Origin of the sequence: Limnohabitans sp. Rim8 (assembly GCF_943326455.1) — a bacterium.
Lineage (GTDB): Bacteria > Pseudomonadota > Gammaproteobacteria > Burkholderiales > Burkholderiaceae_C > Limnohabitans_A.
Genome location: NZ_CALPTI020000014.1, coordinates 36849 through 61705, shown reverse-complemented (window position 1 = coordinate 61705; position 24857 = coordinate 36849). Strand labels below are relative to the sequence as shown.

26 protein-coding genes are annotated in these 24857 nt (G+C 59.3%); 9 read left to right on the top strand and 17 right to left on the bottom strand.

Features of this window, described 5'->3' with window-relative positions; all coding sequences use genetic code 11:
* Positions 1–2 precede the first annotated feature (2 nt).
* Genes Q1M54_RS10795 through Q1M54_RS10785 form a run of 3 tightly spaced genes read right to left on the bottom strand, consistent with a single transcriptional unit; the run spans position 3 to position 3990 of the window.
* Positions 3–1727 (bottom strand): phosphoethanolamine--lipid A transferase, encoded by a 1725-nt coding sequence (locus tag Q1M54_RS10795; RefSeq protein WP_300557126.1) that lies wholly within the window; start codon positions 1725–1727, stop codon positions 3–5.
* Between the two features lie 56 nt (positions 1728–1783).
* Entirely contained in the window at positions 1784–3274 is a 1491-nt protein-coding gene (locus Q1M54_RS10790) for a histidine kinase dimerization/phospho-acceptor domain-containing protein (protein WP_300557124.1), read from the bottom strand.
* A 38-nt stretch (positions 3275–3312) separates the two neighbouring features.
* A complete protein-coding gene (locus tag Q1M54_RS10785; protein ID WP_300557122.1) occupies positions 3313–3990 on the bottom strand; it encodes a response regulator in 678 nt (225 codons plus the stop codon).
* A 156-nt stretch (positions 3991–4146) separates the two neighbouring features.
* On the opposite strand from Q1M54_RS10785, the gene Q1M54_RS10780 reads away from it, so the two are divergent.
* Together Q1M54_RS10780 and Q1M54_RS10775 are read left to right on the top strand one after the other, a co-directional pair.
* Entirely contained in the window at positions 4147–4926 is a 780-nt protein-coding gene (locus tag Q1M54_RS10780; RefSeq protein ID WP_300557120.1) for a phosphatase PAP2 family protein, read from the top strand.
* Positions 4927–4970: 44 nt separating this feature from the next.
* Positions 4971–5852: an NAD(P)-dependent oxidoreductase gene (locus Q1M54_RS10775; protein ID WP_300557118.1), complete on the top strand. Its 882-nt coding sequence runs from the start codon at positions 4971–4973 to the stop codon at positions 5850–5852.
* A 54-nt stretch (positions 5853–5906) separates the two neighbouring features.
* Here the strand turns inward: Q1M54_RS10775 and Q1M54_RS10770 are convergent, their stop codons facing one another.
* The 3 genes from Q1M54_RS10770 to aroE form a co-directional block, all read right to left on the bottom strand.
* Positions 5907–7133, bottom strand: a complete 1227-nt coding sequence (locus Q1M54_RS10770) for a DUF4382 domain-containing protein (RefSeq protein WP_300557116.1) — start codon at positions 7131–7133, stop codon at positions 5907–5909.
* Positions 7134–7306: 173 nt separating this feature from the next.
* Positions 7307–7699: a c-type cytochrome gene (locus Q1M54_RS10765; protein ID WP_300557114.1), complete on the bottom strand. Its 393-nt coding sequence runs from the start codon at positions 7697–7699 to the stop codon at positions 7307–7309.
* 66 nt (positions 7700–7765) lie between these two features.
* Entirely contained in the window at positions 7766–8596 is an 831-nt protein-coding gene (gene aroE, locus Q1M54_RS10760; RefSeq protein WP_300557164.1) for a shikimate dehydrogenase, read from the bottom strand.
* Positions 8597–8760: 164 nt separating this feature from the next.
* Between aroE and Q1M54_RS10755 the strand changes: the two genes are divergently transcribed.
* On the top strand, positions 8761–9825 hold the full coding sequence (locus Q1M54_RS10755) for an alpha/beta fold hydrolase (protein ID WP_300557112.1): 1065 nt from the start codon (positions 8761–8763) through the stop codon (positions 9823–9825).
* A gap of 37 nt (positions 9826–9862) precedes the next feature.
* On the opposite strand, the gene Q1M54_RS10750 is transcribed toward Q1M54_RS10755, so the two are convergent.
* From Q1M54_RS10750 to Q1M54_RS10715, 8 genes are read right to left on the bottom strand one after another with little or no spacing between them, the layout of a single operon-like run.
* Complete coding sequence (locus Q1M54_RS10750; RefSeq protein ID WP_300557162.1) at positions 9863–11041, bottom strand: MFS transporter; 1179 nt, start codon at positions 11039–11041, stop codon at positions 9863–9865.
* A gap of 2 nt (positions 11042–11043) precedes the next feature.
* Entirely contained in the window at positions 11044–11997 is a 954-nt protein-coding gene (locus Q1M54_RS10745; RefSeq protein ID WP_300557110.1) for a Gfo/Idh/MocA family oxidoreductase, read from the bottom strand.
* Positions 11998–12009: 12 nt separating this feature from the next.
* Positions 12010–12888, bottom strand: a complete 879-nt coding sequence (locus Q1M54_RS10740) for a class III extradiol dioxygenase subunit beta (RefSeq protein ID WP_300557108.1) — start codon at positions 12886–12888, stop codon at positions 12010–12012.
* 2 nt (positions 12889–12890) lie between these two features.
* Complete coding sequence (gene ligA / locus Q1M54_RS10735; protein ID WP_300557106.1) at positions 12891–13328, bottom strand: protocatechuate 4,5-dioxygenase subunit alpha; 438 nt, start codon at positions 13326–13328, stop codon at positions 12891–12893.
* Between the two features lie 3 nt (positions 13329–13331).
* On the bottom strand, positions 13332–14270 hold the full coding sequence (locus tag Q1M54_RS10730) for an amidohydrolase family protein (protein ID WP_300557104.1): 939 nt from the start codon (positions 14268–14270) through the stop codon (positions 13332–13334).
* Positions 14271–14303: 33 nt separating this feature from the next.
* Positions 14304–15107 (bottom strand): transporter substrate-binding domain-containing protein, encoded by an 804-nt coding sequence (locus Q1M54_RS10725; protein ID WP_300557102.1) that lies wholly within the window; start codon positions 15105–15107, stop codon positions 14304–14306.
* A gap of 59 nt (positions 15108–15166) precedes the next feature.
* Positions 15167–15850: a 4-carboxy-4-hydroxy-2-oxoadipate aldolase/oxaloacetate decarboxylase gene (gene ligK, locus Q1M54_RS10720; RefSeq protein WP_300557100.1), complete on the bottom strand. Its 684-nt coding sequence runs from the start codon at positions 15848–15850 to the stop codon at positions 15167–15169.
* A gap of 29 nt (positions 15851–15879) precedes the next feature.
* Positions 15880–16908, bottom strand: a complete 1029-nt coding sequence (locus tag Q1M54_RS10715) for an amidohydrolase family protein (RefSeq protein WP_300557160.1) — start codon at positions 16906–16908, stop codon at positions 15880–15882.
* A gap of 190 nt (positions 16909–17098) precedes the next feature.
* On the opposite strand from Q1M54_RS10715, the gene Q1M54_RS10710 reads away from it, so the two are divergent.
* Positions 17099–18010 (top strand): LysR substrate-binding domain-containing protein, encoded by a 912-nt coding sequence (locus Q1M54_RS10710; RefSeq protein WP_300557098.1) that lies wholly within the window; start codon positions 17099–17101, stop codon positions 18008–18010.
* Positions 18011–18078: 68 nt separating this feature from the next.
* Here Q1M54_RS10710 and Q1M54_RS10705 read toward each other — a convergent pair whose 3' ends face one another.
* From Q1M54_RS10705 to Q1M54_RS10695, 3 genes are read right to left on the bottom strand one after another with little or no spacing between them, the layout of a single operon-like run.
* The gene (locus tag Q1M54_RS10705) at positions 18079–18387 is read right to left on the bottom strand and encodes a 2Fe-2S iron-sulfur cluster binding domain-containing protein (protein WP_300557096.1); all 309 of its coding nucleotides are present in this window, start codon (positions 18385–18387) and stop codon (positions 18079–18081) included.
* Complete coding sequence (locus tag Q1M54_RS10700; RefSeq protein ID WP_300557094.1) at positions 18384–19436, bottom strand: aromatic ring-hydroxylating dioxygenase subunit alpha; 1053 nt, start codon at positions 19434–19436, stop codon at positions 18384–18386. The genes Q1M54_RS10705 and Q1M54_RS10700 overlap by 4 nt, the downstream gene beginning before the upstream one ends.
* Positions 19437–19439: 3 nt before the next feature.
* Positions 19440–20219 (bottom strand): GntR family transcriptional regulator, encoded by a 780-nt coding sequence (locus Q1M54_RS10695; protein WP_300557092.1) that lies wholly within the window; start codon positions 20217–20219, stop codon positions 19440–19442.
* Between the two features lie 227 nt (positions 20220–20446).
* On the opposite strand from Q1M54_RS10695, the gene Q1M54_RS10690 reads away from it, so the two are divergent.
* From Q1M54_RS10690 to Q1M54_RS10670, 5 genes are all read left to right on the top strand, one after another.
* The gene (locus tag Q1M54_RS10690) at positions 20447–20827 is read left to right on the top strand and encodes a hypothetical protein (RefSeq protein ID WP_300557090.1); all 381 of its coding nucleotides are present in this window, start codon (positions 20447–20449) and stop codon (positions 20825–20827) included.
* Positions 20824–22203, top strand: a complete 1380-nt coding sequence (chrA, locus tag Q1M54_RS10685) for a chromate efflux transporter (RefSeq protein WP_300557088.1) — start codon at positions 20824–20826, stop codon at positions 22201–22203. Before Q1M54_RS10690 ends, chrA begins: the two co-directional genes overlap by 4 nt.
* 9 nt (positions 22204–22212) lie before the next feature.
* Complete coding sequence (locus Q1M54_RS10680) at positions 22213–22569, top strand: ATPase with chaperone activity (protein ID WP_300557086.1); 357 nt, start codon at positions 22213–22215, stop codon at positions 22567–22569.
* Between the two features lie 4 nt (positions 22570–22573).
* The gene (locus Q1M54_RS10675; protein ID WP_300557084.1) at positions 22574–23941 is read left to right on the top strand and encodes an MATE family efflux transporter; all 1368 of its coding nucleotides are present in this window, start codon (positions 22574–22576) and stop codon (positions 23939–23941) included.
* A gap of 85 nt (positions 23942–24026) precedes the next feature.
* Positions 24027–24845, top strand: a complete 819-nt coding sequence (locus Q1M54_RS10670; RefSeq protein ID WP_300557082.1) for a crotonase/enoyl-CoA hydratase family protein — start codon at positions 24027–24029, stop codon at positions 24843–24845.
* Positions 24846–24857: the final 12 nt, after the last annotated feature.

Here is a 24857-nt window from a genome sequence, read left to right as displayed (position 1 = left end):
GGTCAACCCCGCAGAGCGGGTTTGGCCTTGCAAGCTGAGAACATGTCAAGTTCAGGCTGTTGCCAACGGGTTTTGACTTGAGCCAACGACAGCACCGAATGGAAATAATGGTCGTGCGTGAGCGCGTCTGTGGCCTGTTTCTGCCAGCAGTTCGCCTCCCAGCCGCTTTGCATCTTCAAGGACTTGGACAACCAAAGCGCCATGGGCACATGGGTTTGTTCTTGCGGCGCCATCATGTAGGGCATGCCATGCAAGTACAAACCTTTTTCGCCCAAAGACTCGCCGTGGTCAGACACATAAAGCATGGCAGTTGGACGTTTTTGAGTTTTCAGCCAACGCACGGTTTGCCCTAAAAAATGGTCGGTGTAACGCACCGCGTTGTCGTAGGCATTGACTATGTCTTGCGCAGGGCAATCTTGCAGCACGTTGGTGCGGCATTCGGGTAGGTACTGCTTCATGTCGGCCGGCGTGCGCTTGTAATAAGCTGGGCCGTGGTTGCCCATCTGGTGCAGCACCACCACAGTCCCCACTGGGGCCTTGCCCGCAGGGCGTGATTTCTCGAGTTCGGTCAAACGCTCTGGCAGGACACGCAACATGATCTCGTCAAAGCATTCGCCGTCTGGGCACAACGTGGGGTCTTTCAAGTTCAAGGTGCTGGCCACATTGCCGAAATTGGGCAGGCGATCGCACACCCCTTTACAACCCGATTGGTTGTCCAACCACAGCACCTGCATGCCGGCACGCTGCAACACATCCAAGAGGTTTTCATAAGGGATGTCGTTTTTGGCCTGAGCCTCTCGCCCCAAATGCGAAAACATGCAGGGCACAGACACCTGGGTGTTGGTGCCGCAAGAGCGCACATTTGAAAAATAGGTCAACTCGCCGCTGGTTTGCAGCTGCCGCAGCTCAGGGGTGGTGTCGCGCGCATAGCCCGCCAAGCCAAAATTGGCCGCCCGCACGGTCTCGCCCACCACCAGCACGATCAAAGGCGGCGCGCCAGCCGCGCCCGAAGAGACCATTGCCGCATCCTCACCAATCGGCTGCAAAGACATGCGTGCCTGGGTGGTTTGCCCCACCAGCAAGCGACCGCTGGCATAGACCGTGTTGAAAGGGTTGACCATGTAGCGCAAGGATTTGTGGTTGCGCATGGTGGAAGCCAAATCTTGGAACGAGGCCCAGATGACCACCATCATCAAAACCAAAGCCAACAAGGCCAAGCCCAGCTGGCGGCCAAGCAGCCGCATGGCAGGCCACTGCTGGACAGGCTGACGCCACCACCAAACGCCTGGCAGCACGACGCCCAGCAGCAACACCATAAGCATCGAACCCGACAGCAGATCGCGCACTTCGCGCACATCGGTTTGCACCGTGTTGGCCATCATGGTGGGGTCGATGACCACCCCATAGGCGGTCATGAAGTAGCTGTTGGCAGCGGCCACCATGAGCAAGACCACCCCCACAGGTTTGCGCCAACGGGGCCACACCAGCAAAGACAGGAGCACGGTGGTGGCGGCGAAAACAATCACCCCCATAGCCAACAGGCCCAGGCCAGTGCGCAAACCATGGCTGTCCGTCAAAGCCCAGAAAGAGCGCCATAAGGGCACATTGCCCAAAGTGGTCAACCAAAGCGCCAACACCAACAACAAGCCCAAGGGATGCCAAGGACGACGAAAGGCTTTTGAAAAAGGACGGAAAAAGGCAGAGAAAGCAGTGAAATAAGGGGGCATGGGCAATACACAGCGAACACAAGCCACCATGTTGAGCGCCCAGTCTTATCTCAACATTAAGTCCCGTCTGTTCGATGCGTCACAGCAGGCCAGACCAAGGCGAATCGTTTGCCAAAGGGCGCGGTGCCCGTGTCGCGAATGAACTGCGCACCCTGGCTTTGTGCAATGCGCTCGACCAAGGTCAGGCCAATCCCCAAACCTGCTTGGGGTGCATGGCCTGTCATCGGGGCGCTGTCTTGGGGCCCGACCACGGCCCCATCGCTGATCACCTCGCTGATCACCTCGCTGGTCATATCGCTGCCATCGTCGCTGACCGACAGGCGCACCAATCCTTGCCCATCTCGTGCAATGCGCACTTCGACATAGGTTCCCGAAGGGTTGTGTCGCAAAGCGTTGTCCACCAAATTGCGCAAGGCCAATGCCAACAAAGTGGACTGACCGCTGACCGTCACAGGATGGGCAGGCGCCTCCAGTGCGATGTCTTGCCCCAAGGCATGGGCCAAGGCCACGTGTTCGGCCACTACACCTTGCGCCAAGGCGCACAGATCGACCGACTCTGACTGTGCCTCACCCAAGCTCTGAGCGCGAGCCAAATCCAACAGCTGAGACAAGATGCGCCCCGCTTGGAGTGCGCCCTGCTCTACCGCTTGAAGTGCCTGAGCCTGCTCGGAAGGCAAAGCGGCATCGCGGGCCAAGCGAGACTGCAGCACCAAAGCCGTCAAAGGCGTGCGCAGTTCGTGCGCCACATCGGCTGCAAAACGCCGCTCACGCGCAATCTCCTCTTGCAAGCGTTGCACCAAGTGGTTGATGGCCTGCACCGTGACGCCCAACTCTTGAAAGGGCTGCTGTGGCATCAGGGTTTGACCGGCATCGACATCCAAGGCTGAAATTTTGCTGGACAAACGCTTCAAGGGCAGCAAGCCGCGTCGCATGGCCGAGGCCAAGATCAAGGCCACCAGGGGCAAAAACAACAAGGCTGGCAGCAAGATGTGTTCGGCGATGTCTGCTGCCAGTGCTTCGCGCCGCGCCGGGTCTAAAAACACCGCCACACGACGTACGACTTGCCTGTCGGCTTGGGCGTTGGCACTTGGGGGCACGCTCCCTGCCTTTGATTCAGCCACATAGACACGCCATTCCTGTGTCTGCCCTGGCACAGTCAGGTGCAGGGTTTGGTGGCCCAAAGTCTGGATCGTGGGCCATTGGGCTTGCATGCCATGCGAGTCCCACACCAAACGATCGTCCTGCCACATCAAGACATGAAGGTCTGGGACATAAGCTTTGTCGGAGTGCCCATGCAGGGCAGCTGGCAGCGCTGTTGTCTTGGGTTCTGGGGCAGAAAACGATGTCTTTCCATCTGGCTCAAGCGCCGAATCTGGCCAAGGTTGCGCCAACAACATCTGGGCTGTGGAGACCAGCAGACCATCGCTGATTTCTTCCGCTTCGAGGTGACCGGTGGAATAAGACAAACCCGCCAACAACAGCCACAGAGCCACCACCGCCCCCAAAGCCCAAGCCCACAAATACCGCCAAAGGGATCGAGGTTGCACGGTCCCGGTGTGGCCTGGCTGACCCGTCGCATGCCCCATCAAGCCGCCCCTTGCGTATCCGCGTTGGGCACAAAATAGCCCACACCGCGCACCGTCTTGACCAAGCCATCGCCCAACTTGCGGCGCAGGTGGTGCATGTGCACCTCCAAGGCGTTGCTGTCCAACACCTCGTCAAAACCATAGAGCGCTTGCTCCAGCCTTTGGCGCGAAAGCACTTGCCCACTGCCCCGCAGAAGCGCCAACAACAGGGCATATTCTTTGGCGCGCAGCTCGACCGGTTCACCGTTTTTCAGCACGCTGTGAGCGGCCGGGTCCAACACCAAATCGCCATGGCGCAGCAAAGGTGACGCGCGGCCCTCGCTGCGGCGCAGGGCCACACGCATCCGGGCCAAAAGCTCCTCGGGTTCAAAAGGCTTGACCACATAGTCGTCAGCGCCCTCATCCAGCCCGGCCACCCGGTCCGGCAAGGCATCTCGGGCGGTCATGATCAACACGGGGGTCGCACTGCCAGCGCGGCGCTCTTGCCTCAGCCAAGCCAAACCGTCGCCGTCTGGCAAGTTCAAGTCGAGCAGCACCAGGTCAAAAGGCTCCACACGCACCGCCGCCGTGGCCAAGGCCAGCGTGGGGGTCACATCCACCGCGTAGCCATTGGCTTTCAAACTGGCGGCCAAGCCGGTGGCAATGCCCACATCGTCTTCCACAATCAAAACCCGCATGGCTTGGCTTTCTTTGAAATGCACATGTTGTTGATGAGTGGTGATTGTGTCAGGAGTTGTGTTCATGCCTACAGGCTGACAGGGCCCACTTAAGGCAGGCTTAATCCGATCGATTTTTAATGGGGCCAAGCTTCTTTTTAGACCGTTCAATCCGCCATGCATCTCCCCAGTCCATCGCCCCCCAAGGGCCTCGATAGCTTTCCATACCTTCGCAATGCGCAAAGGCATGAAACGCTGACTCCCCACCGCTCCAGGCCGTTTGGCTTGTGGATCTGGGTCGTCTGTTTGGGGCTGACATTGGGCTGGGATGCCTCTGGCGCAGACCTGCGCGTGATGGCTTGGCTGGGTGACGCACAAGGCTTTGCTTTGCGCGACCATTGGTGGCTGAGCAACGTCTTGCATGAAGGTGCCAAACGCTTGGCTGTGGTGCTGTATCTCGCCTTGCTCTGGACGGCGGTCTCACCTTGGGGCCCTTGGCGCCAGGCTCCTCGTCTGCAAAGGTTGGAGATCGTCATGGGCATCACCCTGAGTTTGATGCTGGTGTCGGCACTCAAACGCGTCAGCATGACCAGCTGCCCTTGGGAACTGCAAAGCTTTGGCGGTGCAGCCACCTATGTCTCACACTGGTCATGGGGTACCAGCGATGGAGGCGGTGGCCATTGCTTTCCAGGTGGGCACGCCTCCAGTGCCATGGCCTTTGTGGCCATGAGTTTGCCGTGGCTGGCTTCTCAGCAAGCCCAAGAACAGCGCAAAGGGTGGGTCTGGCTGGTGGCCATTGTGCTGACGGGGCTCTTGTTAGGGGCTGCACAAACCCTGCGGGGTGCCCATTACCCCAGCCACACCGCATGGACAGCCTTGATTTGCGCTGCAACGGCTTGGGCCAATCACCAAGTTTTCCGACGCCTCAAGCAGTCAACCCCGAGACTCCCTGCGTGAGTCTGAGTGGCTAAAGTCTTTGTACAGATTGAACTGGAGACAACATGACCACCATCGGCATGATCGGCATTGGCATGATGGGCCACGGCATTGCCAGCAACTTGCTCAAGCACGGGCAAAGCCTGACGGTGCTGGAGCACCCCGGCAACCAGCCGCTGGACGCCCTGCTGGCTGCAGGGGCGCGCACCTGCACCACCCCCCAGGCCTTGGCGGCGCAATCGGATGTGATCATCTTGTGCGTGACCGGCACGCCCCAGGTCGAGGCGGTGCTGCTGGGCGAAGACGGTGTCTTGAAGGGCATGCGGGCCGGCACCATCGTCATCGACTGCTCCACCGCCGTGCCCGCATCGACTGAAAAAGTCGCGGCCCTGGTGATCGCCCAAGGCGGTCAGTTTCTCGATTCGCCCATGACGCGTACCCCCAAAGAAGCCGCCGAAGGTCGTCTGAACCTGCTGGTGGGTGGCGACGCGGCTTTGTTTGAACGCTGTCGCCCCATCCTGGCCTGCTTCGCCGAAAACATTGTGCACACCGGCCCGATTGGCTCGGGCCACCGCATGAAGCTCTTGCACAACTATGTGTCGCTGGGCACCGTGACCCTGCTGGCAGAGGCCGCTGCATGCGCAGAGCGTGCGGGCGTGGACGCGCACACCTTTGTGGAAGTGCTGTCCAAAGGCGGCGGATGGGGCGCGGCGCTGGATCGCCTGAAACCCATGCTGACGGCGGGCGACACCTCGGGCCTTCGGTTCAGTCTGATCAATGCCCTCAAAGACCTGAGTTACTACCACCAGATGGCCAGCGACACGCAAGCCGAGCGCTCGGTGGCCGAAGCCATCAAAAACACGCTGCAAACGGCTTGCCATGAAGGCGATCCGCAAGCCCTTGTGCCGGAGTTGGTCACGCTGCTGGCCAAGCGGCAAAACCACTGAGGCACGGTCGGGTCAACCATCTCAGGCTGACCGACCACATGGACCGGCCTGTCTTTACGGCACCAACACCAAGTCCTTGACGGTGGTGCTGCCTGCCACCCCTAAGTCCAGCACAGGGTTGGTGCTTTGCGTGGTGTAGCCCGTGGCCGTTCCATTGATGTTGTAGCGTCCAGTCACCATGCTGTCGGTGGTGAACACCAAGGGCGATCCCGACACATAAGGCGCCTTGACGGCAGCAGCCAAGGGCAAGGCCAGCGTGTACTCGGCCGTGACAGAGTCCACGCCCGTGGATGCCACCTGCACAGACTGGCCCGTGCTGAGCGTCTGGCTGGCCGACACCCGCGCATCGGTGAGCAGCGCACTGCTGCCATTGCTGACCACACCCGCGACCGTGGCCATGACCGAGGCGCTGGGCACGATCGGGGTTTGAGCCGTGTTGAGCCTGGTCACGCCCATGGCCAAAGACACCGGCACGTTGGTGATGGCGGCCGTGGTCAGGTTTTGACCTGCCACCACCACGGTGTAGCTGGTGTTCTCGGGCAAATAAGCCAAGGTGAATTTGCCGGTGACGGGGTTGGGCACGGTGGCACGCACGTTGTTGTCCGGATCGCGTGTGGACACCACCACGCCGGACGCCACAGCAGGGTCCACAAAACCCTCGATGGCCGTGGTCAGCCGCGGGATGACCGCTACCACCGGTTTGAGGTTGTAGCGCCCGGAAGCCCCGGCCTTGACGATGGAGCGGCAGGCGTCAAAGTCCAACACCATGTCGGCCACCTGCCCGCTCTGCACATCAAAACGCGCTTGCAGCTTGAAGCCGCTTTGCTGTGCGCTGGGCGTGGTCAAGGGAATTTCGGTGTTGCTGCCCGAGAGCACCAGCGCGTTGGCCAAGGGGTTGGCCGTGGAGGGGTTGGCCGGGTTGTCGGCCAGCACCAGGCGCAGCTGCTGGTAATTGCCCGCAGGCAAGGGCATGCTGCCCAGCTCTTGCAACACGCCGTTGGTGAGCGACAGCAAATCGATGCGCTGGGTGGGGATGCTCAGCTCGCGCCAGCCCAGCAATTCGGTGCCATCGGCCGCCGCGCTTTGGTGCACCCGGATTGTGTTCACCGTGACGTACACATGGTCATAGCCGCAGGCCGGTGCATCGGTCATGGCCAGATTGAGTGTGCCGGTGGGCGTGCCGTCGCTGCTGCCCCCGCAGGCCACCAAACCAGCGATGGCCAGCGCCAGGCCTGACCATGCCCAGGGTTGGAGGGGTCGAAACTTGCGCCGTATGCCCATGGTGCGCTCCTGATTCAAAACAATGTCCTGCATCGTCTTGCGTTTCAGGCCCTTGGGCCATCCCACCAAAGATGTGTTTGGGGTCGATCAGAGGGTGTAGACCCATGGGTTTGGGCGGTGAACCAGTAGAACCCGCAATCAAGCCCTTGAGGAGCAAATGCCCTGGCGGCGCTTTACCCGCCTGCTTTGGAAGCTTGTGATTTTTGGCGCTTGGCGATCTCGGTCTGAATGGCTTGCAAGGTCTTGGCGTCCGGAGTTTTCCAGCTGCCGCCAGACTGGTTGACCATGTGGTTCAAAGCCTCGGCAAAGGCCTCCACCGACAAATCAGGCTTGCCGCCTTTGGCGGGCATGCCTCGGACGCCGACATAGCCATGTGCCGTGAGGGTGACTTGGCCTTCACGGATCAAGGGGGCCCATTGGGCTTTGTTGCCCAATTGCGGGGCCTTGGGGAAAGCCTGCCCGTGGCAACTGGCACAAACGGCTTTGTAAGTGCCCTCGCCCGAGGCCCAAGCGGGCATTGCGCCAGCAGCCGCAAAAACCATCAGCAAGTGGTAAAGCGTTTTCATGCGTTCTTTCATTGGATTCAAAACAAACACGATACCCCATTCAAGCCCAACCTCTGCTGGCTCAACTCACACCAAAGGCACCGTCAGCTTTTGGATGACTGCAGCCGTGTTGGGCCGGACACCGCGCCACCAAGCAAAAGCCTCGGCCGCTTGTTCGGCCAACATGCCTACGCCATCGGCCAGACGCGTCACACCCGCTTGCTGAGCCAACTTCAGGAAAGGCGTCAGACCTTTGCCATAGGTCAGGTCATAGGCCATGCAACCGGCGCCAAACACGCTCGCTGGCAAGGGTGGCAACTCGGCCGATAGACTGGAAGAGCTGGCGTTGAGCACCACGTCAAACACACCCTGCACCGCCTCATAGCCCATACCCTGGACTGGCACCTGGCCGCTTTGGTGCTGGTGTGCCAAGGTCGCCAATTCTTGCGCCTTGGCCACGGTGCGGTTGACGATCACCAACTCCGCAGGCTGCTCTGCCAACAGCGGCAACAAAGCCCCGCGCGTGGCACCACCTGCCCCCAAAATCAACACACGCCGCCCTTGCAGCGGGCACTGCAGGTTGTGCACCAAATCACGCACCAAACCCACGCCGTCAAAGTTTTCAGCAAAGACCTTGTTGCCCTCAAACTTCATCGCGTTCACAGCACCGGCCATCTGCGCGCTGGGTGCGAGATCCGTGGCGTAAGCGAAAGCATCGAGCTTGAAGGGTGCGGTCACGTTCATGCCGCGCCCGCCCGAGGCGCGAAACGCGTCCACCGTGGACGCAAATTCGCCGAGGGGGGCAAGCAACTTGCCGTAGTCAATGTCTTGCCCTGTGACCTGCGCAAAAGCGCTGTGAATCAAGGGCGATTTGCTTTGTGCAATGGGGTTGCCGATCACGGCATAACGGTCAGAGATTGGATGAGTCATAAGGTGTTCCAGCCAGCGGCTCCATGAGATTACCCAGATCTTAGCGGCCACGACAGCCCGCCTGATCAAGCTGAACCGCCTGACACCAATGCGTCAGAGCCTGTAGACAACATGACCTAGATTGATGGTGTATTCCCAGACAGGAGACCACCATGAACATGGCCCAAAAACTTTGGTGTTGCTTTTTCACTTTGCTTGTGGGTGTCGGCTTGAACGCGCATGCGCAAGAAACTCCCAAGAGCGGCAGCTGGATCGTCAAGGATTTCAAATTCCATACGGGTGAGGTGCTGCCTGAATTGCGCCTGAACTACACCACACTGGGTGACCCCAAAAACGAAGCGGTGCTGATCCTGCACGGCACCACAGGTTCTGGCGAAGGGATGCTGGGCGCCAACTTTGGTGGCGCGCTGTTTGGGCCGGGTCAGATCATGGATGCCAAGCGATATTTTGTCATCCTGCCCGATGCCATTGGCACGGGCAAATCCAGCAAACCATCGGACGGTTTGCGTGCGAAATTCCCCGCTTACAACTACGACGACATGGTCAATGCTCAGCACCGCTTGGTGACCGAGCATTTGGGCATTCGCCATTTGCGTTTGGTGCTGGGCAACTCCATGGGCGGCATGCAAACTTGGATGTGGGCCGTGAAATTCCCCGACATGATGGATATCGCTGTGCCCATGGCTTCTTTGCCCTCAGCCATGTCCGGGCGCAATTGGATGCTGCGCCGATTGATGACCGAGTCGATTCGCAAAGACCCGCTTTGGATGGGTGGCAATTACAAAGAGCCACCGCCGAGTTGGCAGTTGGCATCGGTATTTTTCGCCACGGCCACCAACGGCGGCAACCAAGGCCTGCAAAAAATAGCACCGTCCAGCGACAGAGGCGATGCTTTGCTCAAGCAACGCCTGACAGCCCGCATGCCAGGAGATGCAAACGACCACCTGTTTCAATGGGAATCGTCCAAAGACTACGACCCCTCTGCCAACTTGGAGCGCATCAAGGCCACGGTGTTGGTGATCAACTCCGCCGACGACGAGCGTAACCCGCCCGAGTTGGGTATTTTGGAAAAGGCCTTGCCACGGATCGCCAAAGCCAAAGCCCTGATCATCCCGGGCAGTCCGGACACCTTGGGCCACGGCACCACAGGCAACGCACGCTTTTGGCAAAAAGAGGTGGGCGAACTTTTGCAATCCACACCCCAACGTCCGCGCTGAACTTACAGCTTGAAGATGGGGGCTGAATTTTCAGGGCTCAGTGTCGCCCCACCAGGCGAAACACCACCACCCCCAAGACCACCACACCGGCAGCGGCGGCGCTGAAGGCATAGGCCAGCCAGCCCATGTCCACACTTTGCGCCATCAATAAGACGCCGGTGGACTGGCCAAAAAACAGCGAGCTGGCAAACAAAGTGACGGCAGTGCCCCGAGCGTCTGGCGCCATTTGGGTGGCTTGCACTTGCAAGGTGTTGTGCAGCATGTAAAAACCAAGCCCAGCCATGCCGCAGGCCAACATGCCCATCCAGGGCAAAGTACCCCACGCCAGTAAAAGCATGCCCGAGGCCACCAAACCAGCCCCTGTTTTGACCAAGCCGCGCTCACCCAACCAGGCGAGCCAACGACGCGCCATTTGGCTGTAAAGCAAGCCGCCCACCCCATACAGCATCATCACCGAACCTGCGGCCACCACACTCAAGCCATAGTGCTGGTGCAAGTGCGTGGGCATGAAAGCCATGGTGCCAAACACCAAAGCGCCCTCAGTCGCCGTGACACCCAGCACCCAACGCACACGCGGCGTGGCCAACAGCTGCCCGGTGTTGCGAAAAGAGGCCCACAAACCTGGCGCATCTGCTGACGCGGGCATGGCCTGACCCCGCAGCAGCTTGAGCAGCAGCCCAGCCGTCATGGCGAACAAGATCGCCAAGACCACAAATGCGCCACGCCAGCCCAAAGTGTCGGCAGTCAAGCCACCAAACCACAAGCCACTCATCATGCCAATCACCGTGGCGCTCATGAGTTTGGCCAAGGTTTCCTGACGCCGCTCATAAGGCACACGGTCACCGACCCATGCCATGGACAGAGGAATCACACCTGCCGCCGCCGCACCCATGAAGCCGCGCATGATGACCAGCATGGGCAGGCCGACAGACAGTGCGGTGATGGCGCTGAACACTGCACAAGCCAAGACCGCCAAAGACACAACCCGCAATTTGCCAAAGCGATCCCCTAAGGGCCCGAAAAACAGCTGCGAAAGTCCGTACACCACGGCATAAACCGAGACCACCGCCGATGCGTCGCCGGTGCTGACTTGGAACTCCTCGCTGAGCACCACGAGCATCGGGTCGCAAATGCGCATCGACGCCATGCTGGCAAAGCCCGCCAGACCCAACAACTGAAGGTGCTGGCGTTCTTGAGCAGGCGACAACGTGAGCATGCTCAAGCCAATTGCTGTTCGAGATCGTGCAAGACCTGGTAGCAAGGCAAGACCTGCGCGATGCTGGAATTGGGCTCACGGCCTTCCCGGATGGCTGCAAAAAATTCGCGGTCTTGCAGCTCAATACCGTTCATCGACACCGCCACTTTGGACACATCAATTTGCTCTTCCTTGCCGGTGAACAAATCGTCATAACGTGCCAGATAAGTACCGGTATCGCCGATGTAGCGGAAGTAGGTACCCAAGGGGCCATCGTTGTTGAAACTCAAGCTGAGTGTGCAAATCGCACCATTGGCCGCTTGCAGCTGGATGCTCATGTCCATGGCAATGCCTAAAGCAGGATGAATCGGGCCTTGCACCGCATTGGCTTTGACGATGGGGCTACCGCACTGATAGGCAAAAAGATCTACCGTGTGCGCAGCGTGGTGCCACAACAGGTGGTCGGTCCAGCTGCGGGCCTGACCCAAGGCGTTCATGTTGGTTCGGCGGAAAAAATAAGTCTGAACATCCATCTGCTGGATATTGAACTCGCCCGCCTTGATTTTGTGGTTGACCCACTGATGACTGGGGTTGAAACGGCGGGTGTGGCCCACCATGGCCACCAGCCCGGTTTGCTGTTGAACACGCAGAACCTCTTGGCCTTCTTGGTAGACATCGCACAGCGGGATCTCGACCTGCACATGTTTGCCCGCATTCAAGCAAGCCAGGCTCTGGCTGGCGTGCATTTGCGTGGGCGTGCACAAAATCACAGCGTCGACTTCTTTCAGCGCCAAGGACTCGTTCAGGTCGGTGGTGACGTGGGCAATGCCGTATTTGTCGGCCACTTCTTTGGTTTTGGCAAACTCGCGGCCAATCAGCGAGACCACTTCAACGCCGTCAATCTTTTTGATGCCGTCCAGGTGTTTGATGCCAAAGGCACCTGCGCCAGCGAGGGCGACTTTGATGGTTTGAGTCATGGGTGCAATCTCTCAGGTGTTTTCAAGGATGACGTGCCCGACCGCCGTGTTGCTGGCGGGCACATGGTAGAAACGGTGACGAAGTTGAGGCGCTGGGCCAGTGGCTTGGCCAGCTTCGATGTCGCTCATCGCCCCCCGAGCGATCAGCCACATGACCAGCTCAATGCCTTCACTGCCAGCTTCGCGCACGTAGTTGATGTGTGGCCTGGCCGCAGTCGCAGCAGGGTCGTGGATCAACTGGTCAAGCCAAGCGTTGTCCCATTCGCTGTTGATCAGGCCTGCACGCGCACCCTGCAACTGGTGGCTCATGCCGCCTGTCCCCCAAATTTGTACGTTCAGGTCTTCGTCAAAACTTTCTACCGCTTTGCGTATGGCCTGACCCAAATTGAAGCAGCGCTGGCCGCTGGGAACGGGGTACTGCACCACATTCACAGCAAATGGAATCACCGGGCAAGGCCAAGCGCCCAACTTGGGGTCTTGCTCACCGCACATGAGCGACAGTGGAACCGTCAGGCCATGGTCGACGTCCATTTTATTGACGATGGTCAGGTCAAAGTCTTGCTGAATGACCGACTGAGCGATGTGCGAAGCCAACTCGGGATGGCCCATCACCACCGGCACGGGTCGAGGCCCCCAACCTTCGTCGGCAGGCGAGTACTGGGCCGCGGTACCAATGGCAAACGTCGGGATCAAGTCAGAGCTGAAGGCCGTGGCGTGGTCGTTGAACACCAAGATGATCACATCGGGACGGTTGTCCTTCATCCATTGTTTGGAGAAGTCATAACCCGCAAAAACGGGCTTCCAGTAGTCTTCTTGCGTCTTACCCAAGTCCATGGCTGCGCCAATAGCAGGCACATGCGAGGTGTAGACGGATGCGGTGATTTTGGCCATTTTTATGCCTTTTTCCCTGCTGCGCCTTGCGGCTGGTTATGTGCCTGGGCGCTGCCGTTTTCGCCAATGTAGCGGTTGCCCTCTACGCTGCGCCCGCCTGCGATCATCATGTTGCGGTATTCCTCTTCGGTCATGCCGGTCATGGAGCCCGCCATCTGCTGAAAACTCTTGCCGTCGGTGGCACCGATCTTGGCCAAAAAATAAATATTGCCACCCGTGCGCATGCACCAATTCAAGTCTCGCGCCAGCACCGCTTGCTTTTGCTCTTCGCTCATGGGCCACTCGTCGAGATAGGTCCGTTCATCCGCCTTGAAGCGTTCTCGGTTTTCCGCCTTCATCAGTGACATGCAAAACTGGTTGAGCCAGTAGCCTTTGCGCGATTGTTCGGCATCAAAAATGATCGTGCCGGGCACGTCGGTATAGGGTTTGTCCAAAGCCATGCTTCAGCCTTTCGATTCTTCAGGCCAGTACAGCCGCATCGGGTTGTCCACCAACAGCTTTTTTTGAAGCGCTGCCGTGGGGGCAATGTGCGGGATGAAATCAACCAACAGGCCATCGTCGGGCATGTGGTCTTTCAGATTGGGGTGCGGCCAATCGGTGCCCCAAAGCACGCGGTCAGGGAACGCCTCGACGATCCGCTTGGCAAACGGGATCACGTCGGCGTAAGCGTTTTGCTCACCGTTCAAGGCTTTGGGGCCAGCAACCGACAAGCGCTCAGGACATGACACTTTGCTCCACACATTGCTGTGCTCGCGCATGAACTTCTGAAACAACGCAAACTGCGGGCCATCCACCGGCAGCGACACATCGGGCCGGCCCATGTGGTCCACCACCACCGTGGTGGGCAGTGCAGTGAAAAAGTCCCACAACTCAGGCAGGTCCACCGCTTCAAAGTAGATGACCACATGCCAGCCCCATTTCTGGATGCGGCCCGCGATCTCCATCAGCTCGTCCTTTGGCGTGAAGTCCACCAGACGCTTGACGAAGTTGAAGCGCACCCCGCGCACGCCCGCGTCGTGCATGGCCTGGAGTTCTTCGTCGGTCACGCTTCGCTTGACGGTCGCCACGCCGCGCGCCATGCCGCCTGAATGAACCAGTGCATCGACCATGGCCCGGTTGTCCGCACCATGGCAAGTGGCTTGTACCACCACATTGCGCGCAAAACCCAAATGGTCGCGCAGCGCATACAACTGATGCTTGGAGGCGTCGCAAGGCGTGTATTTGCGCTCGGGTGCATAAGGAAATTCAGCACCCGGACCAAACACATGACAGTGCGCATCGACTGCGCCTGCCGGCAGCTTGAATGTGGGCTTGGAAGGACCGGTGTACCAGTCCATCCAGCCTGCGGTTTTGGTGAAGTCACCAGATGTAGGTTTGCTCATGAAATTTCTCAATCAGAACGGATGATCCAGGGCTCAAGGGGCCGATGTGGTGCCACGCAAACCCGCCCGTTTCACAGATTTTTGCAATTGACCGTTTTCACGGACCTGTTCTGCAAAGGCATTGACATAGGCGCGTCCGGCATCTCGGCCTTTGGGTATGGCGATGGCCAGATTTTCCAGGCCCCAGCGTCCGTCAAGAACCCGTGAAGCGGCCAACTCATCGGACATTTCGAACAAAATGCCTTTGTTGGTGGCAAAGGCATCGATGCTCTTTTGCCTGAGCATGTCTTGTGCTTGTTTGAGGCTCGCAGCGGGGACCACCTTGGCGTTTTTGAACTCACGCGTCAACACCCCCTGCGAAGTGCTGCCCTGGCTGACGCCGACCCTGACACCAGCGCGGTCAATCTGCTCAATTTGTTTGACGGACGAGTCGTTCATCACCAAATACCCCAGCTCCAGCTGCACCAGCGGGCGGGTGAAGTCCATGTCGCGCGCACGCGCTTCGGTCGCATTGGTCACGGTGAAATCAACTTGACCTGTTTTGAGCGCATCCAGTACAAGCGCCAACCTGGGGAACTCCACCACCTGGACAGGCACACCGAGTTTTTGAGCCAGAAGAGGCCCCATGTCCAGTGCAACACCTGCGCGTTGGCCTGTTTTTGCGTCGACCACCAAGGAAGTGGGGCTGCCTTGGTAAACGCCTACACGCAGGGTGCCGGTAGGGGCCAGGGCTTCACGGACTTTGGGATCTGCGGGTGGCTGAAAGTGGGCGCAACCGCTGATCAGAACGGCACCAACGATCAGGATCGCGTTTAAAAATCTTCTTTGGATGTCCACAGCAGCTCCTGTTTTTGTAGAAGAAAGGTTGGTCGGTCGATGTGACCCGCCATGTCAGGTCAATCGATGTATTTCAGGCCCGCTGCCGCTAGCGGTTCGCGCATCTTGTACATGTCCAATCCCAGCACGCCCGAGGCGAGCTTGGCGCGTTTTTCGCCTTCATTGGCTTCACGCGCTTGCGCAGCAGCCAGCGTTTTGGCGGCCAGTGCCTGGGGCACACACACCACGCTGTCGTCGTCGGCCACGATCACGTCACCAGGGTGAACAATCATGCCGGCGCACACCACAGGGATGTTGACCGAACCAATGGTGGCCTTGATGCAACCCTTGCTGCTGATGGCTTTGCTCCACACCGGGAAGTTCATCTTTTGCAGCTCTTTCACATCGCGCACGCCAGCATCGATGATCAAAGCGCGTGCGCCTCTGGCCTGGAAAGAGGTTGCCAGAAGGTCGCCAAAGTAGCCGTCGGTGCAATCGGCCGTGATGGCCGCGACAACGATGTCGCCAGGCTGAATTTGCTCGGCCACCACATGCATCATCCAGTTGTCGCCTGGGTGCAGCAGCACCGTCACGGCCGTCCCCGACACCTGCGCACCGGGATAGATGGGACGCATATAAGGCTTCATGAGGCCCACGCGGCCCATGGCCTCGTGCACCGTGGCCGAGCCGAGTGCGCCCAGGCCGTCTGCAGCTGCGCGGTCTGCGCGGGTGATGTTGCGGTAAACAACGCCGAGTTCGTACATGGTTTTCTCCTGAGTTTCGAATCAATGGCTCACAGACCTTTGGCGGTCAACTGATCGTCCAGCCGCTTGAACACGCGCCGCGCATTGCCTTCAAAGACCATGTAACGGTCTTGGTCGTTCAGGTTCGCCGTGGCTTGCACATAGCGCTTGGTGTCATCAAAGTAGTGACCGGTTTCGGGGTCAATACCGCGCACCGCGCCGATCATCTCGGAGGCAAACAAAATGTTTTTGACCGGGATCACTTTGGTGAGCAGATCAATGCCCGGCTGGTGGTAAACGCAGGTATCAAAGAAGATGTTGTTCAGCAGGTGCTCAGACAGCAAAGGCTTTTTGAGTTCTTGAGCCAAGCCCCTGAAACGGCCCCAGTGGTAAGGCACGGCGCCGCCGCCGTGAGGGATCAAGAATTTGAGCGTCGGAAAATCCTTGAACAGGTCTGAGGTCAGGCACTGCATGAAGGCCGTGGTGTCGGCGTTCAGGTAATGCGCGCCCGTGGTGTGAAAGCAGCTGTTGCAGCTGGTGCTCACATGGATCATGGCGGGGATGTCGTACTCCACCATCTTTTCGTAAATCGGGTACCAGGCCTTGTCGGACAGCGGAGGCGACGTCCAGTGGCCGCCCGACGGATCAGGGTTGAGGTTGATGCCGACGTTGCCGTATTGCTCGACGCACTTGACCAGCTCGGGGATGCAGGTAGCGGGGTCCACGCCGGGCGACTGAGGCAGCATGGCCGCAGGCACGAAATGCTTGGGAAACAATTGGCCCACGCGGTAGCACAGCTCATTGCAAATCGTCGCCCATGTCGACGACACGTTGAAGTCACCGATGTGGTGCGCCATGAAGCTGGCGCGAGGACTGAAGATGGTGATGTCCGAGCCGCGCTCTTTCATCTTCGCCAGTTGGTTCAGCTCAATGCTCTCGCGCAATTCGTCGTCGCTGATCTTGAGCTCGGACACTTTGGGCATGGAGGCCGGGTCTTTGATGCCCGCAATTTGCTTGTTGCGCCAGTCTTCCAGCGCCTTGGGCGCGGTGGTGTAGTGACCGTGTACGTCAATGATCAAGGGCTTGGTTTGGCTCATGGGCAATCCTGATGATGGTGCAAAGGGTGTGCGCAGATTGTGCAGGCATCAGCCTGGCCATCAAAGTCCCCGGTGCATCTACCAGATAGATCAAATTGATATATCCAATTGGTAGATATGACAAAATATACGCAACTGAAGGCGACTCCGCCGCCTTCTTATCGCCTGCCTTATGGACCTCAAACAGCTCGAATATTTTGTACGCGTGGCCGAACTGGGCAGCTTCACCCGTGCCGCGCAGGCCTTGAATACAGCCCAACCCGCGCTCAGCCGCCAGGTGCGCTTGCTCGAAGTGGAGCTGCGGCAAAACTTGTTGGTTCGCAACGGGCGCGGCGCCACGCCCACCCAGTCCGGACTGCTGCTGCTGGAACACGGACGGGGCATCCTGCACCAAGTTGAGCGGGCGAGAGAAGAACTGGGCCGGGTTCGCACAGGGCTCTCGGGCCGAGTGGCTTTGGGCCTGCCGCCCAGCGTGGCGCGGGTGCTCACGGTGCCCTTGACCCGCGCCTTTCGCGACAAGATGCCTGAGGCCCAGCTGTCCATCAGCGAAGGCCTGTCAAGCGCCATGCAAGAAAACTTGCAAAACGGGCGCTTGGACATCGCTGTGCTTTACAACCCCAGCCCCATGCCAGGCATCGAACACACGCCTTTGGTCGAAGAAGAACTGCTGTTGGTGCAGCCCCGACCGCCGGGCTTGCAAGAAGACCCACCCCCACCCCCGATCAATCTGAAAGAAGTTGCCGCCCTGCCCCTGGTGATCCCCACCCGACCCAATGCGATCCGCATGCATGTGGAGTCTGAAATGGCGGCCATCGGTTGTCAGCCTTTGATTGCGCTGGAGATCGACGGCGTGAGCGCCATCCTCGACTTGGTGGCCGACGGCGCGGGTTACGCCATCTTGCCGCGCAACGCCGTCATGCGCTCGGTTCGGCCTTCGGCGTTTTCTGTTCGGCGCCTCAAGCAACCAGCCCTGAACATCCAGCTGACCACCGCCATCAGCGCACAACGCCCCAGCACCTTGACGCAGCAAGCCACATTGGCTTTATTGACCCAACTGGCTGTGCAGTGGCTAAACCCCAGCTGATGCCCCCGCCCAATGCAGATGGCCGGTAAATTCAAAGGTTCAAGACAGCTTGCTCGGCCGAGGTGCGATCACAAATCGAGTACCAAGCATGCCGTTTGGCTGCGAGAACAACACACCATGATGACATCGCCCTTGGCTTGCTCTTCGGGGGTCAGGTACATGTCCCAATGGTCGGGTTGACCGGCCAGTACCGGGGTCAGGCAGGTGCCGCACACCCCTTCGGAGCAAGAAAAAGGCACTTCATGTCCGGCGTCTTGCAGGACCTTGAGGATGGATTGGCCAGGCTGGACCTGCAAAGTTTTGGCACTTTTTTGCAAATGCAGCTCAAAGCAGCCATCGGATGGCAACGGCGTTTGGGTCAGATCGGTCAGGCTCATGCGGTTTCTCCTTGGGTCTGCTCGGCTGCCAACCATCGGTCAATGATGCGACGGGACTGCACTCCGCCCGAATCGATGTTGAGCATGAGCAGTTTGCGGTCGGGCCACTGGTTGATGTTGGCTTGTTGCAATTGCAGCATCTCCATGTCTTCGTTGAAGATACCGCCCTGCCCTGCGCGGATTTTGTCCGTCAGCTCAGCATCGTGCGGCTTGAACTGGCGTGCCATGCCCCAGTGGTACCAATGCGAAGTTTCGGTCTCGGGTGTGATGAAGTCCACCACCACGCTGTAGGCCTTGACTTCGGGCGGAGCATCAAAACCGCCATGACCCGCCAGCGCCACGCCCACGTCGATCATGATGTGGGTCGGTGGCGTGAAGCGGCAAATTTGCCAACGGTCCACCTTGGCCTGCGGGTCCAGCCCGTTGGCGCTCATGGCCATTTGCCAAAACGGCGGGGCTTGGATGCCTTGCATGTGCCGCTGCAGGATGACCTGGTCGCCCTCGACCTTGGTTTCGCAAGGCGTTTCGTCGATTTCGGGCTGGCCAATGCTGTTGGCGTGCACATAGGTCTCGTGTGTCAAGTCCATCAGGTTGTCGACCATCAGGCGGTAATCGGCCTTGACGTGGTACAGCCCGCCGCCATAAGCCCATGCCGGGTTGTCAAAAAACTCGAACACCGGCATGTGGGCCACATCGGCCTTGGACTGGTCACCCGGCCAGACCCAGACGAAGCCATAGCGCTGGGTCACGGCAAAAGCCTTGATGGCCGGAAAGCCGCGAACGCGCTGACCCGGCATGTGCACGGTTTTGCCTTCGCAGCCCATCTCCAGGCCGTGGTAGCCGCACACCAGCTTGCCATCGCACACTTTGCCCAGCGACAACGGTGCGCCGCGGTGAGGGCAAAAATCTTCGACCGCGGCAACTCGGCCGTCCGGGCCTTTGAAAAAAACCATCTTCTCGTTGCAGATGGTGCGCCCCAAAGGCCGGACGCCCATGCCCTCGAGTTCGGCCTCGGTGCAGGCCACATACCAAGTGTTTTTGATGAACATGCATTACCCCTTTTTTCGAATGAGTTGAACACCCGGCGTGGCCGCGTGCTGTGGATTTTGGAGGGCCAGACTCAGGTGCTGACGGGCGATGCGCGAATGTTCGCGCACCAAGGCTTCTGCGCGCCCGGCCTCGCGCTGCGCAATCGCTTGAAGCACTTGGCGATGCTGGTGCTGAGCCACCACCAAGGTGTCGCGTGCACTTGGCTTGTGAGCCTGAACACCCACAAAACCAGAAGGCGATGCGAACGGCCAGCTGCAGGCCCGATCAATCTCACGCGCTAACACGCTGCTGTCGGCCATGTCCGACAACAGCTTGTGAAATTGCGCATTCAAGCGCACATAGCCTGAAAAGGCCTCATCGTCCAAACCGCCTTGAAGCAAGAGGTGGTCGATTTGGTCCAAGCAGGCACCCGCTTCGCTGAGCAAGGCTGGGGCCACACCACGCTCTGCAGCCAAACGAGCCGCCAAGCCTTCCAGCGTGCCGCGCAGCTCGATGGCATCGGCCACTTCACGCTCTGAAAAAGTGCGCACAGCGTAGCCCCCGTGGGGCAAAGCCAACAGCAAACCCTCTTGGCCCAAACGCATCAAAGCCGCGCGAATCGGCGTGCGCGACATGCCCAAGCGTTCAACCATGGCCAACTCGGTGATGCGGGTGCCCGCCGACAAGTCCCCCGCCAAAATCAGTTCTCGCAAGCGCTGTTGGGCCTTGACGGCTTGAGAGCCGCCTTCCTCAGTCCAATGACCGGACGCGTCCTGAGTGGCGGTACTTGAGATGGCGTGCATACAGTGTTGAGAAACTACATCGAATCGGCCCGAGCCCTCAATGTATACATAAAAACTTTAATTATTCTTTTTTCAGCCCAAAAACCATAAAAAAACTGTCTCTTTGTATCCCAAAAATCCCAAGCACCGCATGACGCCGTTGATAAAAAAGCTGCATCAAACCCGTATCGATTTCCATAAATGGGGCGCAAGGCGGTGACAATCAGGCCCTCAAGGAGTGAGCCGACATGAATTTGCAATTGCTGGACTTTGACTGCAGTGACGACGCCGATGGCGTGGTCTGTTGGGATGCTTTGGCGCAACCGGACCCTGCTTTCAACCCCGCTTTGCTGCAAGAAGTCATTCAGGTCTTGGTCTGGGCGCACGCCTTTGACACCCAAGGCCCAGGCCCTCTGGAAAATGGCGCCAACTGGGACTTTGACCTTCAGGTCACCTTGCTGCCCTCAGGTCAGCCACCGCTTGTTGCCGCTCCCCGCTTTTTGCAAAGCACCGGGCAACTGATCCTCGTTCCCCCACCCCAAGCTGACCAACACATGGCACTCAGCCTGACCCTGAGCGGCACGCCCGCTTTTGTCCAAGCCTTTTGTGAACAGTTCGATTTGACATGAACACCGACGGGCCTCAACGCGCCCCGGCCGAAGCGCCGACCCCGGTCAGCTTTGGGCAGGCCTTGAAGTTTTGGTTCTGGTTGGGCTGCGTGAGTTTTGGCGGGCCCGCCGCACAAATCGCTCTGATGCACGAAGAATTGGTGGTGCGCCGCCGCTGGATTTCTGAAAAACGCTACCTACACGCTCTGCACTACTGCATGCTGCTGCCTGGCCCTGAAGCGCAACAACTGGCCACCTACACCGGCTGGTTGATGCACGGCACACGCGGCGGTATTGCCGCAGGCGCCTTGTTTGTGCTGCCTTCTTTGGTGCTGCTGATTGTGCTGAGCTGGGCCTATACCGCTTGGGGCAGTCACCCTTGGGGTCAAGCCTTGCTGTGGGGCCTCAAGCCTGCGGTGACTGCGCTGGTTATCCACGCGGCCTACCGCTTGGGGCTGCGCACCTTGAAAGAGCGCTGGTTGTGGGCGGTGGCGACCTTGTCTTTGCTGGGCATGCTGTGGGGCCTGCCCTTTCCCTGGATCATCTTGGGCGCAGCGGCGACTGGGTTTTACATGACCCGCATGGGTGCGCCACTTTCGCCAACGACTGCTCCTTTGAGCACGCAGGTCGCCCAAACCCCTCAAGCCGAGCCAACGCCAGACCCCGACAGCCGCCTGGCTTGGCTGAACGATGACACGCCGCAACCTGCCCACACCCGTTACCGCCACTCGCGTTTGCTGCGGGCCTTGGGCTTGGGCCTCGGTTTGTGGTCATTGAGCCTGGGCCTGCTTGTCCTGCTGCTGGGGCTGGGTCACACCTTGACGCAAATGGGCGGATTTTTCACACAAGCGGCTTTGCTGACCTTTGGCGGCGCTTACGCGGTTTTGCCTTATGTGACGCAAGCGGCTGTCGACCAGTACGGCTGGTTGACAGCGCCACAAATGATGGACGGCTTGGCCTTGGGCGAGAGCACACCCGGGCCTTTGATCATGGTGGTGGCGTTTGTGGGCTTTTTGGGCGGCCACAGCCAGGCCCTGTTGGGCCACCCGATTCTGGGGGGTGTGGTGGCGGCCTGTGTGGTGACCTGGTTCACTTTCTTACCCTCATTTGTCTTTATTTTGGCAGGCGGCCCACTGGTCGAATCGACCCGCCAAATGCCCTCGCTGGCAGGGCCGCTGCAAGGCATCATGGCCGCCGTGATCGGTGTGATCGTGCACTTGGCGGGCGTGTTTGCCCGACAAACCTGGCTGCCCGGGGGCTGGCACATGCTGCCCGATCTGGCGGCAGTGGCGCTCACATTGCTGGCCACCTGGCTATTGATCAAGCGCAAAATGGGCGTGGCCACTGTTTTGGGTGTTTGCACGGCTTTGGGCTTGATGCGCCCGTTTTTCTCTTAACGCACCCGCATGACCGACGAATTCCAGATCGACATCCCCCCCTCATTCATGGCTTTGTATGTGCCACCGGGCAAGATCAAACCCACCTTGGGGCAGCGCGAGCTGGCTGGACGCTACGAGTTGTGCGAAGACTTGGCCAACTTGCTGACTGAAAAAGCCGCCAACCTCCAGTTCACTTTGGGTATCACCGAAGATTTGGTGTTGCTGCAATGCGAAACCGGCTTGTTGACGTCGCCAGCCGTGGTCACCCCACTGGAGGCGCGGTGGGTGGTGTGCCGTTTGGCCGAACTGCTCCATTGGCCCATGGACTTGCTGTTGCTAACTACCCAAGCCTTAACAGCACCCTCACCGGGTCTACCTGAGTGAAACCATGAACGCCGCGCACACTGATTTACAGCGGCTGTTGACCGCACCGATCTTGCCCACTTTGCTGCGCATGGCCGCACCCAATGTGCTGGCCATGACCATGTCGGTGCTGGTGGGCGTGGCCGAGATTTACTACGTGGGCCAACTGGGCACGGCACCTTTGGCGGCCATGGCTTTGGTGTTTCCGTTCGCCATGCTCACGCAAATGATGTCGGCAGGCGCCATGGGTGGCGGCGTGTCGGCGGCCATCAGCAGAGCCTTGGGGGCAGGCAACGTGGTTCGCGCGCACACCCTGTTGCAGCATGCCTTGGTGATTGGTCTTGGTACGGGCGTGTTGTACAGCCTGATTTTTGTGTGGGGTGGCCCTCACTTTTATGCCCTGCTGGGCGGCCAGGAAGCGGTCCTTCAGGAGGCTGTTCAATATGGCCACGTCTTGTTCTCAGGTTCTGCGTTGGTGTGGTTGCTCAACACACTGGCCTCGGTTTTGCGGGGCACGGGCAACATGAAAACCCCCTCGGTGATTTTGGTGGCAACAGGCGGACTTCAAATCGTCTTGAGCGGCGTCTTGGCTTTGGGCGCGGGGCCCATCCCCTCCATGGGCATGGTGGGTTTGGCTTGGGGGCACCTGATGGCGACCGCGGTCGGGGTGGCCTACTTTGTGGTTTATCTGTTGCAAGGGCAGGGACGCTTGCGCTTGCAAATGCAACGGTTTTCGCTGCAAAAAAACATGTTTTCTGACATCCTCAAAGTCGGTGCCGTCGCCTGTCTGTCTCCGGTTCAATCGGTCTTGGCCATTTTGGTTTTCACGGGGCTGTTGGCACAACAAGGCACTGAAGCCTTGGCCGGTTACGGCATTGGACAGCGCTTGGAGTTTTTGTTGATCCCCATCGCATTTGGCATCGGCGTGGCAGCAGTTCCCATGGTGGGCATGGCCATGGGCGCTGGCCAAGTGGACCGCGCACGGCGGGTGGCCTGGACGGCAGGCGGTGTATCGGCCTTCAATTTGGGATTGATCGGCGCCGTGGTCACACTCGCACCCGATCTTTGGGCCCGCATGTTCACCCAAGACGAGGCGGTGCTGAGCTTTGCGCGGCAATACTTGGTGACCGCCGGTCCCGCTTTTGCTTTTTTTGGCTTGGGCTTGACCTTGTACTTTGCATCCCAAGGGGCAGGACAAGTCATTGGCCCCGTGCTGGCGGGCACGGCGCGGCTGGTGTTGGTGGCCGGCGTTGGCTATGTTTTGGCACAAAACCAAGGCACAGCCGCCCACTTTTACCTGCTGGTAGCGGTCACCATGGTGGCCTATGGCGCCCTCACCGCTGCAGCAATTTGGCTCACCCCTTGGGGCCCAAAACCAAGGGAAATCACCTAGATTCAACCGTCGCTCATGTGGGGACAATATGATTATCAAAAATAATCTTATTGGCCTCTACGCCAAGCCCTCCTTGGAGCCATGAATGACCCCTTCTCCCTCTCTCGCACCCAACCCCATCCTTGAACGCGCGGCGGCCAACGGCGTGGCCTTGGACATGCAAGGGGCTGTGGCCGTGGTGCGTTTGTGCCGCCAAGCCAAGCGCAACGCGCTGAACGATGGCCTCATCGAAGCGCTGCGCGACGTGTTTCAAAACTTGCCTGCCCAAGCCCGGGCTGCGGTCATCCACGGTGAAGGGGATCATTTTTGCGCCGGTCTCGACCTGTCGGAGCTCAAAGAGCGCGATGCAGGTGAAGGCATTCACCATTCGCGCGGTTGGCATGTGGCTTTGAATGCCGTCGAACAAGGCCGGGTGCCGGTGGTGGCCGCCCTGCATGGCGCTGTGGTGGGCGGGGGTCTGGAGCTGGCCAGCGCCAGCCACATCCGCGTTGCCGACGAAAGTACTTTCTACGCCTTGCCCGAAGGCACACGCGGCATTTTTGTGGGTGGCGGTGGCTCGGTGCGCGTGCCCAAACTGATTGGCACAGCACGCATGATCGACATGATGCTCACAGGTCGTGTCTACGACGCACACGAAGGCGAACGTGTGGGTTTTGCGCAATACCGGGTCCCTACGGGCACGGCTTTGAGCAAAGCCATTGAGCTGGCCACACGCATCGCCACCAATGCGCCTTTGACCAACTTTGCGCTCACGCATGCCATGCCTCGCATTGCCGAACAACCCGCTGACCACGGGCTGTTCACTGAAGCGCTGATAGCCTCGATCGCCCAAGCGGCACCCGAGGCCAAAGCCCGCGTGCGCGCCTTCCTCGAAGGCAAAGCGGCCAAGGTCCAAAAAAGCTGAACACCCAGCCCC

Bases quoted from the DNA above. Each gene is read 5' to 3' on its own strand.
- chrA (WP_300557088.1), top strand. From the start codon at position 20,824: ATGAACACCGACGGGCCTCAACGCGCCCCGGCCGAAGCGCCGACCCCG.
- Q1M54_RS10785 (WP_300557122.1), bottom strand. From the start codon at position 3,990: ATGCGGGTTTTGATTGTGGAAGACGATGTGGGCATTGCCACCGGCTTG.
- ligA (WP_300557106.1), bottom strand. From the start codon at position 13,328: ATGGCTTTGGACAAACCCTATACCGACGTGCCCGGCACGATCATTTTT.
- Q1M54_RS10695 (WP_300557092.1), bottom strand. From the start codon at position 20,219: ATGCACGCCATCTCAAGTACCGCCACTCAGGACGCGTCCGGTCATTGG.
- Q1M54_RS10710 (WP_300557098.1), top strand. From the start codon at position 17,099: ATGGACCTCAAACAGCTCGAATATTTTGTACGCGTGGCCGAACTGGGC.
- Q1M54_RS10775 (WP_300557118.1), top strand. From the start codon at position 4,971: ATGACCACCATCGGCATGATCGGCATTGGCATGATGGGCCACGGCATT.
- Q1M54_RS10780 (WP_300557120.1), top strand. From the start codon at position 4,147: ATGCATCTCCCCAGTCCATCGCCCCCCAAGGGCCTCGATAGCTTTCCA.
- Q1M54_RS10795 (WP_300557126.1), bottom strand. From the start codon at position 1,727: ATGCCCCCTTATTTCACTGCTTTCTCTGCCTTTTTCCGTCCTTTTTCA.
- ligK (WP_300557100.1), bottom strand. From the start codon at position 15,850: ATGTACGAACTCGGCGTTGTTTACCGCAACATCACCCGCGCAGACCGC.
- Q1M54_RS10700 (WP_300557094.1), bottom strand. From the start codon at position 19,436: ATGTTCATCAAAAACACTTGGTATGTGGCCTGCACCGAGGCCGAACTC.
- Q1M54_RS10750 (WP_300557162.1), bottom strand. From the start codon at position 11,041: ATGCTCACGTTGTCGCCTGCTCAAGAACGCCAGCACCTTCAGTTGTTG.
- Q1M54_RS10680 (WP_300557086.1), top strand. From the start codon at position 22,213: ATGACCGACGAATTCCAGATCGACATCCCCCCCTCATTCATGGCTTTG.
- Q1M54_RS10675 (WP_300557084.1), top strand. From the start codon at position 22,574: ATGAACGCCGCGCACACTGATTTACAGCGGCTGTTGACCGCACCGATC.
- Q1M54_RS10705 (WP_300557096.1), bottom strand. From the start codon at position 18,387: ATGAGCCTGACCGATCTGACCCAAACGCCGTTGCCATCCGATGGCTGC.
- Q1M54_RS10730 (WP_300557104.1), bottom strand. From the start codon at position 14,270: ATGAGCAAACCTACATCTGGTGACTTCACCAAAACCGCAGGCTGGATG.
- Q1M54_RS10690 (WP_300557090.1), top strand. From the start codon at position 20,447: ATGAATTTGCAATTGCTGGACTTTGACTGCAGTGACGACGCCGATGGC.
- Q1M54_RS10770 (WP_300557116.1), bottom strand. From the start codon at position 7,133: ATGGGCATACGGCGCAAGTTTCGACCCCTCCAACCCTGGGCATGGTCA.
- Q1M54_RS10745 (WP_300557110.1), bottom strand. From the start codon at position 11,997: ATGACTCAAACCATCAAAGTCGCCCTCGCTGGCGCAGGTGCCTTTGGC.
- Q1M54_RS10670 (WP_300557082.1), top strand. From the start codon at position 24,027: ATGACCCCTTCTCCCTCTCTCGCACCCAACCCCATCCTTGAACGCGCG.
- Q1M54_RS10765 (WP_300557114.1), bottom strand. From the start codon at position 7,699: ATGAAAACGCTTTACCACTTGCTGATGGTTTTTGCGGCTGCTGGCGCA.
- Q1M54_RS10755 (WP_300557112.1), top strand. From the start codon at position 8,761: ATGAACATGGCCCAAAAACTTTGGTGTTGCTTTTTCACTTTGCTTGTG.
- Q1M54_RS10740 (WP_300557108.1), bottom strand. From the start codon at position 12,888: ATGGCCAAAATCACCGCATCCGTCTACACCTCGCATGTGCCTGCTATT.